Origin of the sequence: Streptomyces nodosus (assembly GCF_008704995.1) — a bacterium.
Classification (GTDB): domain Bacteria; phylum Actinomycetota; class Actinomycetes; order Streptomycetales; family Streptomycetaceae; genus Streptomyces; species Streptomyces nodosus.
Window position 1 is genome coordinate 1,435,436 of the sequence record NZ_CP023747.1, and the last position, 12,065, is coordinate 1,447,500.

Below are 12,065 nucleotides of genomic sequence, written 5' to 3' on the forward strand. Positions count from 1 at the left end.
CTGAGAGCTTCACCGGTCCGCCCGAGGGCGCTCCGGTTTTCACCGTCGGTGAGGGCGGAGTCCGTCGAGACCCGCCCTGCTTTCCAGAGTGACCTCGTCCGTGCGGTACGTGAGCCTGAGAGATTCCGGGGAGGGTTTGCTCCTTCGGCGCCTCCGGACCGTTCCGGAGGACTCTCCCGCACGGGGTCAACAGCCGCTTGCCAGACTACCAGCGGCGACAACCAGGGGTTTTCGAGTGGCCGCCTGGCCCGATGTGCACTTTTGTAGTGCTTGATACGCACTTCTGCAGTGGTGACGGATGGGTGAGGAACAGGCTGGAGGGCCCGTGAAGACCGAGATCGACCCGCGCAACCTGATAGGCCGCAAGGCGTTCGACCGCAACGGGAACAAGATCGGCACGATAGACGAGGTCTACCTCGACGACGCGACCGGTGTGGCCGAGTGGGCGGCCATCCGGACCGGCCTGTTCAGCAGGGACGCCTTCGTCCCGCTGGAGCCCAGCGAGCTGGTGGAGGGCGCGCTCTGGGTCCCCTTCGAACGGGCCCTCATCAAGGACGCCCCCGACTTCGGCGTCGGTCGTCATCTCTCACCCGAGCAGGAGCTCCAGCTCTACCACCACTACGGGCTTGACGTGGCGGCGCCGCCTCCGCCGCCGGACCGCGACTTCGGCCGTCTCGCGGGGTCCGACGGGGCCTGAGGCCCGGTAGTAGGCCGGTCGGGCCCCCTGAGCACCAGGGGCAGCGGATCCGCCGGCTCCAGCAGGGGGTCGTCGGTGCGGAAGGTACGGACGCGTCCCGGCCCCGAGTGGGGCGTCTCGAACCGTACGGTGACCCGGCCGAGGCCGCTGCCCTGCACCCATCCGTGCCCGTACTCGGCGTGCCGGACGTCATGGCCCGAACGCCAGAGGTGCTCGGACGACGGTTCCCGCTGCTCATCCGCGGGCGGGGGCGTCTCGTCCGTCTCCGGCTGCTCGGCCGGTCCGGTCTCCCCCGCGGCCAGGTGCGCCTGGGCGAAGAGGTCCTCCTGGGTGTAGTCGGCGAGACCGCTGACGCCGACGCCGAGCAGCCGTACCCCGCCGGTGGTGTCCACGGAGTCAAGGAGCCGTGCGGCCGCCTCCCGCACCACCGCGGGGTCGTCCGTGGGCCCGCGCAGGGTCTCGGAGCGGGTCAGGGTGGAGAAGTCGTATCTGCGCACCTTGAGCACGATGGTCCGCCCCGACAGGCCGGCCTCGCGCAGCCTGCGCACACAGCGGTCGGCGAGCCGCTGCACCTCCAGACCGACCCGGACCCGGTCGTGGATGTCGATGTCGTAGGTGTCCTCGACCGAGACCGACTTGGTCTCCCGCTCGGCCACCACCGGCCGCTCGTCCTGCGCCAGCGCCATCGCGTACAGCGCGTGCCCATGGGCCTTGCCGAGCAGCCGGACGAGTTCGTCCTCGCCCGCGTCGGCGATCTCCTCGACGGTGGTGATCCCGGCGCGCCGCAGATGGTCCCCGGTGGCCGGGCCCACCCCCGGCAGGGTCCGCACCGACATCGGGCCGAGCAGCGCGCGCTCGGTGCCCGGCCGTATCAGCACCAGTCCGTCCGGCTTGGCCTGCTCGGAGGCGATCTTCGCGAGCATCTTGGAGACGGCGAGCCCGACCGAGCCCGTGAGACCGGTGCCGGTCCGGATGTCCGCGCGCAGCCTCGTCCCGGTCCGCCGCGCCGACTCCTCGTCCCAGGCCGCTCCCCCGGCCTCCAGATCCACGAACGCCTCGTCCAGGCTCAGCGGCTCCACCAGCGGCGACAGGTCCCGCAGCAGCCCCATCACCTGCTCGCTGATCGCCCGGTAGAGACCGAAACGCGGCACCAGATACGCGGCGTTCGGGGCGAGCCGGCGTGCCTGGGCCATGGGCATCGCCGAGTGCACCCCGAGGGCCCGTGCCTCGTAGGAGGCGGTGGCGACCACTCCGCGCGGGCCGAGCCCGCCCACCACGACCGCCTTCCCGCGCAGACTCGGCTTGGACGCCTGCTCCGCCGAGGCGTAGAAGGCATCCATGTCGAGATGCAGGACGGTGGGCGCGGTTCTCACATCTCCGATGCTGCCCTACGCCACTGACAACGGGCTCGCTCGCCGGAGGCGCGCCTCAGACGGCCCGGTTGCGCCGCCGTGCCAGTTCGTCCGCCGGATTGTGGCCGACGATGGTCTCCCCCGTGTCGACGCGCTCGCCGTGCAGCTGGGACAGCGCGCTCTCCACGTCCCGCCAGACGACGCCCACCGCGATGCCGAAGATGCCCTGCCCGCCCTGGAGCAGGGCGTGCACCTCGTCCGAGGAGGTGCACTCGTACACCGTGGCGCCGTCGCTCATCAGCGTCATCCGCTCCAGGTCGCGGAAACCGCGCTCCCTGAGGTGCTGGACGGCGCTGCGGATGTTCTGCAGCGACACACCGGTGTCGAGGAACCGTTTGACGATCTTCAGAACGACAACATCACGGAAGCTGTACAGCCGCTGTGTGCCCGACCCATGGGCGGGGCGCACGCTCGGCTCGACGAGACCCGTGCGGGCCCAGTAGTCCAGCTGGCGGTAGGTGATGCCCGCGGCGGCGCACGCCGTGGGGCCCCGATAGCCGATGATGGTCTCGGAGTCCGTGTCCTGGTCGCCGGGCACGGCCCCCGGTTGCGGGGAAGCGGAGCCGGCCGCGTTGCCGGGCTGGGGATACCCCCTGCCTGAGCGGAGCCGAGAGCCTGGGGAAGGGTACGGACCGTTCTCCCCCAGACTGTGTCCAGGGGCACCCCCCGCCGTACCGCCGCCGCTGATTCTCACGCCGACCTCCGTCCTTGACCTGCCCCTCGACGGTAGGCAGTCACCAGGGGTGCGTCAACGATCGCCACACTCGGCACGCCGAGTGATAATCACCCTAGGAGTGGTTTCCCGTGCCCTTCCGCGGGGAAAGGCTAGCCGAATGCTCATACGGTAGGCCTGGGCGTAGCTAAGGTCCTGGGATTATATCCCCGGCACATGCCACAGCGACGCCGGGCACCTCAGGGGTCCGGGGACCCGGGAGCCGGTCACTGGCTGCTGGTGCCGAAGTCCTCCGGTGAGATCTGGTCGAGGAACTCGCGGAACTTCTCGACCTCGTCCTCCTGCTCGTCGGGGATCGCGATACCCGCGTCGTCGAGCACGCCGTCGCTGCCGTAGATCGGCGTTCCGGTGCGCAGCGCCAGCGCTATGGCGTCGGACGGGCGGGCGCTCACCTCGACGCCACTGGCGAACACCAGCTCCGCGTAGAAGACGCCCTCACGCAGATCCGTGATGCGTACCTCGGTGAGTTCCTGGCCGACCGCCTCCAGCACATCCTTGAACAGATCGTGGGTCAGCGGTCGTGCGGGGGCCATGCCCTGCTGGGCGAACGCGATGGCCGTGGCCTCCCCGGGGCCGATCCAGATGGGGAGGTAGCGGTCGCCTCCCACTTCACGCAGGAGCACGATCGGCTGGTTGGAGGGCATCTCGACCCGGACACCTACGACATCGAGCTCGTTCACACAGCAACCCTAGGCCGTGCCCGGGACGTTTGGGTAGTCGGGCACAGAACGGCCGACCGATCTGCCCATCGCGAACATACGGCTCAGGGCAGGCGCACACCCAGCGCGGACTGCACCAGCGTGGCGTGGAGCCGGACCGCGAGCCCGGCCAGCTCCTTGGTGCGCGCCTCGGCATGGGCCCTGGTCTGTGGGTTGCGGTGCCGCCGGAGCGGGGCCACCACCTGGTCCACCAGACCCGCCTCGCGATCCGCGGCGGCCTTCATCACCCGCAGATGGCGGGGCTCGATCCCATGGCGGCCCAGTTCGGCCAGCAGAGTGGCCACCGTGACCGTCTCGGCGTCGTAGACCCCGTCCGACAAGGGCACGACCAGGCCGTACGACTCCCATTCCTGGAGCTGCTCGATGCTGATCCCGGTGGTCGACAGCAGCTCGTCACGGCTGATCCGGCTCGCCGCGGGGGTCTCCGGCTCGCCCAGGATGTCCCCGAGCAGTTCGCCCTCGCCCACCTCGCGTGGACGGCCCAGGGAAGGCAGCCGCGCCTCCTCGCCCCGCTCCAGGGCGTCCAGATACTCACGGATGACCTTCAGCGGCAGATAGTGGTCCCGCTGCAGCCTCAGCACTTTACTCAGACGTTCGACATCGTGCGCGCTGAACTTGCGATACCCCGACGGGGTGCGCCGGGGTTCGATGAGCCCCTCGGACTCCAGGAAACGAATCTTGGAGACGGTGACTTCGGGAAACTCCTCGCGCAGTATGTTCAGCACGCTGCCGATGCTCATCAGCCCGCCGTCCGCCGCGGCGGTGCCGCTGCCGGCACCGCCGCTCGGTGTGTGAAGCATGGACCCTTCCCTGGCGGGTCAGATGCCCCGCTGACTTGCGTAGAAGACCAGCCTGTACTTGCCGATCTGCACCTCGTCGCCGTTGTTGAGCGCGACCTGGTCGATGCCCTCACGGTTGACATACGTGCCGTTGAGGCTGCCGACGTCGGCCACCGTGAACGAGCCGTCCGGGCTCCGGCGGAACTCCACATGCCGCCGTGAGACCGTCACATCATCCAGGAAGATGTCGCTCTCCGGATGACGCCCCGCCGTGGTCAGCTCGCCGTCCAGCAGGAAGCGGCTGCCCGAGTTCGGGCCGCGCCGCACCACCAGCAGCGCCGACCCGAAGGGCAGCGCGTCGACGGCGGCCTGAGCCTCCGGGGAGAGCGTGGGCATCTGCGTCTGGCCGGTGGCCTCCGCGTCATAGGCCTCCAGACCCGAGATCGAGATCGTGGAGGTCGTCTCCGCGGCGCGCTCCGCCACCGCACCGGGCCGCAGCGGCGCACCACAGTTGGAGCAGAACCGGCTGTTCTCCGCGTTGTGGTGACCGCATCTCGTACACACCTGAGCCGACATGTCCCCGGAACCTATGCGGCCGGACGCGGCAGGGTCAACCGACGCCGCGCCCTGACCTCCGGAAATGTCACCACCCGGACCAGTGACCTGGTCCCGGAAGAGCGGGCGCTGGACTTCCGCTTCTCCCGGCTGTGCGCGATGGCGGGCCGTCGCGTTGTCGCCGCCCTCTCGCGCGCTCTTGCCGAACAATTTCGCAAACAACTTCACGGGCGATTCCCCTTGACCGAAACAGACCCGCCCGTGGGGCAGGACGAACCCTGATTGCATACACCGGTCGACCCGGACACCTTCACAACGTCCGTATCCACCAGACAGTTTCCACCACGCACCACCCGATCGGTGCGCCGACCCCCCGCAGCCTCATGCCCCTGCCGGACGGCCTTCATGCACCCCCGGTTCACTGGGAGGACGACCGAGCGTAGTCAGGCCGCTCCGCCGGTCGCAAGGCGTCCACGACGATCTTCGTCGAGGGCTCCACATCGACTGTGGCCTGCTCCTTCTGGAGAGTCTGCACCACGCCTCCGGGGATGTTGAGCGCAGGCTCGAGGTCCTGCGGCTTGCCGATGACCTTGAAACGAAAGGGCTGGGCGATCTTGTTCCCGTCGACGCTCACCGTCTTCCCCGAATCCGAGAGATAGGTGCCGGCGACGACCCGTACACCGTTCACCTGTATCGCCTCCGCGCCGGCCGCGCGCAGTTCCTGGATCGCGTCGAGCAGCATGTCCGCCCGGACCGTTCCCTTCGTGTCCTCGATGGTCATCGTGATGCCGGGGCCCTGTGCCGCCACCGTGCCCGCAAGGATGCCGAGTTGTCTCTCCCGCTCGGCGGTCTGCTTGCGGGCCTCCTCGGCACGGTCGGAGCTGTTCTCCAGCTCCGACCGCTGATCTTCGAGACCCTGCTTCTCGTCCTGAAGACGCTGGGTACGGTCATCCAGTTCATCCAGGATGCGCACAAGATCTTCCTGGCGCGCCCCGCGCAGTGCGCTGCCGCTGTCACTGTTCGAGGCGACCTGGACGGCCAGGCCGAAACCGAGCCCGAACAGCAGTAGCGCGACGATGAGTTGAGCCCGCGTCACACGGGGCGGCCACAGCCCCTCCGCCAGGCGCTGACGGCCGGTCAGCACGGCAGCGGTGTCCTTCTCCCCGGCCGTCTCGGCCGGCGGTGCCGGGACCTCCTGCGGCAGTTCCCTGCGCAGCCGGTGCTCGGGGGCCGGCACGGGCTTCGGCGTCTCTTCCTCGTGGTCGCTCATCCGCCTCACGCCCGGAACACATGCCGACGGATCGCCGCGGCGTTGGAGAAGATACGGATACCGAGGACGACCACGACACCGGTGGACAGCTGCGCGCCGACGCCCAGCTTGTCGCCCAGGAACACGATCAGGGCCGCCACCACCACGTTCGACAGGAACGACACCACGAAGACCTTGTCGTCGAAGATGCCGTCGAGCATGGCACGCAGACCGCCGAAGACGGCGTCCAGCGCCGCCACCACGGCGATCGGGAGGTAAGGCTCGACGACCGCCGGAACCTCGGGCCGGACCAGCAGGCCCACCACCACTCCGACGACGAGGCCCAGTACGGCGATCACGATGTGCCCTTCTCTGTACTCGGTTGTGCGGTACGTACGATCACACTCGGTGCGGCGGGCAGCCGGACGTCGTGCTCGACGGAAATGCTGGTCCTGATCCCGTAGTTCTCCCGCAGCGCATGCAGATACAGTCCGTCCGCGCTGTCCTGGAACCTGGTGCTGAGTCTGTCCCCGTCCCCCACCGCGAGCACGGTGTAGGGGGGTACCAGCGGCCGGTTGTCGACCAGTATCGCGTCGCCCGCGGCCCTGATCGCCGACAGTGCCGTCAGCCGCTGCCCGTTGATCGCGATCGCTTCGGCGCCCGACTCCCACAGCCCGTTGACCGCGCGCTGCATATCGCGGTCGCGGACCCGTCCGGTGTCGGAGAAGCCGGAGGTCTGGCGAGGATTGCCGTTGCCGCCCGAGCTGGCCTCCCTGGCGTCGTTGACGACCAGCTTCATTCCGGGACCGTGCACCGCGACGGCGCCGGACAGAATCCCGACCAGGTCGGCCCGGTCGTCGCCCCCGTTCTGCTTCAGGGCCGCGCGCTGCCGGGCGCTCACGTCGTCGCGCAGTGTGTCGACCGTGCTCTCGAGCTTGTCGGCGGCCGCGGTCTCGCGCTGAATGCGGTCGATGAGCTCCTCGCGCTCCTTGGCGACCGTCGGGGCGGCCACCCGCGCCTGCGCGGCGCCGACCGTCACCACCAGGCCGGCGAGCACCAGACCGGCCGCGAGGCCGAGCCTGGCCCGCACCGTGCGCGGCAGGCCGGCCCCGCCCTCCTCGGTTCCCTTCCGGGCGGCGGCCTCGGCATAGCCGTCGTCGAGGCTGTGGTCCATGACGTTGGTGAGCAACGACATGGAGGCATCCGGACGCGGAGGGCGCCCGGACGTGCTCCGAACGGGGGGCGGCTGCGGCATGCCGCACATCGTCGCACGTCCCCGGCGCATACTCCGAATGGCCCCGTCGGCATGCCGGACAGGCACCCTTAGGGGCACTTGTCCGGCACGCGCGTGTGCTGCGTCTTTTACCGTCCGGCGCTGTCCACGACCGTCGACCACTCGTCCAGCAGGGCCTGTGCGGAGTCGTCGTCGGGTCCCTCCGCCCACAGATGAGTGACGGCCTCCGCGGGGTCGGGCAGCACCAGCACCCAGCGCCCGTCGCTCTCCACGACCCGCACACCGTCGGTGGTGTCGACGAAGCGCTCCCCTGCGGCTTCCACGACGCGCCGCATCACCAGGCCCTTGACGGCCCAGGGGGTCGCGAGATCGCGCTTGAGGACATGCGCCCGCGGAATCCGCGCATCGATCTCGCTGAGGGTGAGCTGGGTGCGCGCCACCAGCCCGATGAGCCGGACGAAGGCGGCCGTACCGTCGAAGACGCTGCTGAACTCCGGCACGATGAACCCGCCACGCCCGTCCCCGCCGAAGATCGTCGACTCCTCGCGGCCCACCCGGGTGAGATCGTCGGGCGAGGTGGTGGTCCACTCGACCTGGGTCCCGTGATACGCCGCCACCTGCTCGGCGATGCGTGTCGTCGTCACCGGCAGCGCCACCTTGCCGCTGCGCCGCTCGGCCGCCACCAGGTCGAGCATCACCAGCAGCGCACGGTCGTCCTCGACGATCCGGCCCTTCTCGTCGACGAGCGACAGCCGCTCACCGACGGGATCGAACCGCACCCCGAACGCGGCTCCCGAGGAGGCGACGATCTCACCGAGCCGCACCAGGCCCGCGCGCCGGGTGTCGGCGCTCTCCGTGGGCCGGGACTCGTCGAGACCTGGATTGATCGTCAGCGAGTCCACCCCGAGCTTGCCGAGCAGGCTCGGCAGGACCAGTCCGGCGCTTCCGTTGGAGGCGTCCACGACGACCTTGAGGCCCGATTCGGCTATGCCCGAGGTGTCGACGCTCCGCAGCAGCGACCCGGTGTAGGAGTCGAAGACGCTGGACGGGAAGTGCAGATCCCCGATCTCGCCCGGGAAGGCCCGCCGGTAGTCCTGCCGTGCGAACACCCGGTCGAGCTTGCGCTGGCCGGCCTGGGACAGATCGGCGCCCTGCCCGTCGAAGAACATGATGTCGACGGAGTCCGGCACCCCGGGCGAGGTCCGGATCATGATGCCGCCGGCGCTGCCCCGCGCGGTCTGCTGCCGGGCGACGGGCAGCGGTACGTTCTCCAGGTCGCGTACGTCGATGGCGCTGGCCTGAAGCGCCGAGATGACTGCCCGCTTCAGGGCACGCGCGCCCCGGGAGTGGTCACGGGCCGTGGTGACCGTGGCGCCCTTCTTCAGGGTGGTGGCGTAGGCGCCGGCCAGCCGCACGGCCAGCTCCGGAGTGATCTCCACATTCAGGATGCCGGACACCCCACGGGCGCCGAAGAGATGCGCCTGCCCCCGGGACTCCCAGATGACGGAGGTGTTGACGAAGGCACCGGCCTCGATGGTCTTGAACGGGTAGACCCGCACATTGCCCTGGACGATGGACTCCTCGCCGATGAGGCACTCGTCGCCGATGACGGCACCGTCCTCGATCCGGGCCGCGCGCATGATGTCGGTGTTCTTTCCGACCACACAGCCGCGCAGATTGCTGTGCTGCCCGATGTACACGTTGTCGTGGACGACGGCACGGTGCAGAAATGCCCCGCTCTTCACGACGACGTTCGAGCCGATCACGGTGTGTTCCCGCAACTCGGTTCCGGCCTCGACTTTTGCGTAGTCGCCGATGTAGAGCGGTCCGCGCAGTACGGCGTCAGGATGGACCTCCGCGCCTTCGGCCACCCATACGCCCGGGGAGATCTCGAAGCCGTCGATACCGACGTCGACCTTGCCCTCCAGGACGTCGGCCTGCGCCTTCACATAGCTCTCATGGGTACCGACGTCCTCCCAGTAGCCCTCGGCGACATAGCCGTAGATCGGCTTGCCCTCCTTCATGAGCTGCGGGAAGACATCGCCCGACCAGTCGACGGGCACATCGGCCTCGACGTAGTCGAAGACCTCGGGCTCCATGACATAGATGCCCGTGTTGACGGTGTCGGAGAAGACCTGTCCCCAGGTCGGCTTCTCCAGGAACCGTTCGACCACGCCTTCGTCGTCGACGATGGTGATACCGAATTCCAGCGGATTGGGCACACGCGTCAGACAGACGGTGACCAGCGCACCCTTTTCCTTGTGGAAATTGATCAGATCGGTGAGGTCGAAATCGGTCAGGGCGTCACCGGAGATGACGAGGAACGTGTCGTCCTTCAGCGCTTCCTCGGCGTTCTTGACGCTACCGGCGGTACCGAGTGGCTTCTCCTCGTTGGCATAGCTGAGCTCCATGCCCAGTTCTTCGCCGTCCCCGAAGTAGTTCTTGACCAGAGACGCCAGGAACTGCACGGTGACGACGGTTTCAGTGAGCCCATGCCTTTTCAGCAGCCGAAGCACATGCTCCATGATGGGCCGGTTGACAACCGGCAGGAGTGGCTTGGGCATGCTCGAGGTCATCGGACGAAGGCGCGTGCCTTCGCCTCCGGCCATCACGACGGCCTTCATGTCGGAAGCGTCCTCCTCCAAGAGACGACGGTTCAGCCGACTTCACCCGTCTAGATTGTCCCGCAGTTTGACCGCGCGGGCCATCGAGCCGCTACAACCGCCCCCATTGGCGGGCTCAGCCGGCCATGGCGTCCGCCCGGACGATGCGGCGGACCTGAACCACGTAGAGGGCTCCTGCCCACCAGTACAGGGTTGTACCCCATCCAGCGAACGCCCATCCGAAAATAGCAGCGAGTGACGCGATCCATCCAGTTGCGTCACTGAGCAGCAGGAGCGGGAAGGCATACATCAGGTTGAACGTGGCGGCCTTCCCGAGGAAGTTCACCTGGGGCGGCGGATAGCCATGCCGCCTGAGGATTCCCACCATCACCAGCAGAACCAGCTCTCGCGCCACGAGTACGGCGATCAGCCAGAGCGGCAGAATCCCGCGCCAGGTCAGTCCGACCAGAGTGGACGCGATGTAGAGCCGGTCGGCCGCGGGATCGAGGAGCCGGCCGAGGCTGCTGACTTGATTCCAGCGCCGGGCGAGCTTGCCGTCGAGATAGTCGCTGATCCCGCTCAGCACGAGCACGAGCAGCGCCCAGCCGTCGCTCTTCGGCCCTCCGAACTCGGGCCGGAGGATCAGCCACAGGAAGAGGGGCACGCCGACGAGCCGCGCCATGCTGAGGATGTTCGGGATGGTGAGGACCCGGTCCGTCTGGACGCGGGTCTCCTGGACCTCCACCCGGGGGCCTCCTGCGGGAAAAGTACCAATGATGCCCCCTGACCTTACCCGCAGGGTTCGGGCCCCCGTACAGAGGGGTGGTGAACGCAGAAAACCCCGCACCATACGGTGCGGGGTTTTCCCACAATTTGTTCGGCGGCGTCCTACTCTCCCACAGGGTCCCCCCTGCAGTACCATCGGCGCTATGAGGCTTAGCTTCCGGGTTCGGAATGTAACCGGGCGTTTCCCTCACGCTATGACCACCGAAACACTATGAAACACACAACCCGACCACCCGTCAGGGTGCGATTGTTCGTGGTTTCAGAACCAACACAGTGAACGCGAGCAACTGAGGACAAGCCCTCGGCCTATTAGTACCAGTCACCTCCACACCTCACGATGCTTCCAGATCTGGCCTATCAACCCAGTCGTCTACTGGGAGCCTTACCCCATCAAGTGGGTGGGAGCCCTCATCTCGAAGCAGGCTTCCCGCTTAGATGCTTTCAGCGGTTATCCCTCCCGAACGTAGCCAACCAGCCATGCCCTTGGCAGAACAACTGGCACACCAGAGGTTCGTCCGTCCCGGTCCTCTCGTACTAGGGACAGCCCTTCTCAAGACTCCTACGCGCACAGCGGATAGGGACCGAACTGTCTCACGACGTTCTAAACCCAGCTCGCGTACCGCTTTAATGGGCGAACAGCCCAACCCTTGGGACCGACTCCAGCCCCAGGATGCGACGAGCCGACATCGAGGTGCCAAACCATCCCGTCGATATGGACTCTTGGGGAAGATCAGCCTGTTATCCCCGGGGTACCTTTTATCCGTTGAGCGACGGCGCTTCCACAAGCCACCGCCGGATCACTAGTCCCGACTTTCGTCCCTGCTCGACCCGTCGGTCTCACAGTCAAGCTCCCTTGTGCACTTACACTCAACACCTGATTGCCAACCAGGCTGAGGGAACCTTTGGGCGCCTCCGTTACCCTTTAGGAGGCAACCGCCCCAGTTAAACTACCCATCAGACACTGTCCCCGATCCGGATCACGGACCCGGGTTAGACATCCAGCACGACCAGACTGGTATTTCAACGACGACTCCACAACCACTGGCGTGGCCGCTTCAAAGTCTCCCAGCTATCCTACACAAGCCGAACCGAACACCAATATCAAACTGTAGTAAAGGTCCCGGGGTCTTTCCGTCCTGCTGCGCGAAACGAGCATCTTTACTCGTAGTGCAATTTCACCGGGCCTATGGTTGAGACAGTCGAGAAGTCGTTACGCCATTCGTGCAGGTCGGAACTTACCCGACAAGGAATTTCGCTACCTTAGGATGGTTATAGTTACCACCGCCGTTTACTGGCGC

General features: G+C 67.4%; 11 protein-coding genes, 2 rRNA genes and 1 riboswitch (1 of these 14 cut by a window edge). Of the genes, 1 reads left to right on the top strand and 12 read right to left on the bottom strand.

Translation table 11 applies throughout. The annotated features are described in order from the left end of the window. Window positions 1-93: 93 nt before the first annotated feature. Window positions 94-189, bottom strand: a riboswitch (glycine riboswitch). A gap of 136 nt (window positions 190-325) precedes the next feature. Further along, window positions 326-697 carry a PRC-barrel domain-containing protein gene (locus tag CP978_RS06515; protein WP_043438363.1) on the top strand — a complete coding sequence of 124 codons (372 nt, stop codon included), beginning with the start codon at window positions 326-328 and terminating at the stop codon, window positions 695-697. Here the strand turns inward: CP978_RS06515 and CP978_RS06520 are convergent. The 12 genes from CP978_RS06520 to CP978_RS06575 form a co-directional block, all read right to left on the bottom strand. Then, window positions 619-2,070, bottom strand: a complete 1,452-nt coding sequence (locus tag CP978_RS06520) for a DNA polymerase IV (protein WP_043438364.1) — start codon at window positions 2,068-2,070, stop codon at window positions 619-621. The two genes, CP978_RS06515 and CP978_RS06520, sit on opposite strands and share 79 nt — an antisense overlap. Before the next feature lie 55 nt (window positions 2,071-2,125). Next, a complete protein-coding gene (locus CP978_RS06525) occupies window positions 2,126-2,803 on the bottom strand; it encodes a MerR family transcriptional regulator (protein ID WP_079162037.1) in 678 nt (225 codons plus the stop codon). A gap of 245 nt (window positions 2,804-3,048) precedes the next feature. After that, complete coding sequence (locus CP978_RS06530) at window positions 3,049-3,522, bottom strand: bifunctional nuclease family protein (RefSeq protein WP_004002801.1); 474 nt, start codon at window positions 3,520-3,522, stop codon at window positions 3,049-3,051. 83 nt (window positions 3,523-3,605) lie between these two features. Beyond that, window positions 3,606-4,361: a transcriptional regulator FtsR gene (ftsR, locus tag CP978_RS06535; RefSeq protein WP_043438366.1), complete on the bottom strand. Its 756-nt coding sequence runs from the start codon at window positions 4,359-4,361 to the stop codon at window positions 3,606-3,608. A gap of 18 nt (window positions 4,362-4,379) precedes the next feature. Then, window positions 4,380-5,183 carry an FHA domain-containing protein gene (locus CP978_RS06540; protein ID WP_079162038.1) on the bottom strand — a complete coding sequence of 268 codons (804 nt, stop codon included), beginning with the start codon at window positions 5,181-5,183 and terminating at the stop codon, window positions 4,380-4,382. Between the two features lie 130 nt (window positions 5,184-5,313). Further along, a complete protein-coding gene (locus CP978_RS06545) occupies window positions 5,314-6,165 on the bottom strand; it encodes a DUF881 domain-containing protein (RefSeq protein WP_150478155.1) in 852 nt (283 codons plus the stop codon). A gap of 5 nt (window positions 6,166-6,170) precedes the next feature. Beyond that, the gene (locus tag CP978_RS06550; RefSeq protein WP_019708255.1) at window positions 6,171-6,503 is read right to left on the bottom strand and encodes a small basic family protein; all 333 of its coding nucleotides are present in this window, start codon (window positions 6,501-6,503) and stop codon (window positions 6,171-6,173) included. Continuing rightward, on the bottom strand, window positions 6,500-7,339 hold the full coding sequence (locus CP978_RS06555; RefSeq protein ID WP_043438368.1) for a DUF881 domain-containing protein: 840 nt from the start codon (window positions 7,337-7,339) through the stop codon (window positions 6,500-6,502). Before CP978_RS06555 ends, CP978_RS06550 begins: the two co-directional genes overlap by 4 nt. Before the next feature lie 167 nt (window positions 7,340-7,506). After that, the gene (locus tag CP978_RS06560; RefSeq protein WP_043438369.1) at window positions 7,507-10,002 is read right to left on the bottom strand and encodes a mannose-1-phosphate guanyltransferase; all 2,496 of its coding nucleotides are present in this window, start codon (window positions 10,000-10,002) and stop codon (window positions 7,507-7,509) included. Window positions 10,003-10,117: 115 nt separating this feature from the next. Beyond that, on the bottom strand, window positions 10,118-10,726 hold the full coding sequence (gene clsA, locus CP978_RS06565; protein WP_043438371.1) for a cardiolipin synthase ClsA: 609 nt from the start codon (window positions 10,724-10,726) through the stop codon (window positions 10,118-10,120). Between the two features lie 130 nt (window positions 10,727-10,856). Beyond that, window positions 10,857-10,973, bottom strand: a 5S ribosomal RNA gene (gene rrf, locus CP978_RS06570). Between the two features lie 83 nt (window positions 10,974-11,056). Beyond that, window positions 11,057-12,065 (bottom strand): 23S ribosomal RNA (locus tag CP978_RS06575); it runs 2,109 nt beyond the window's last position.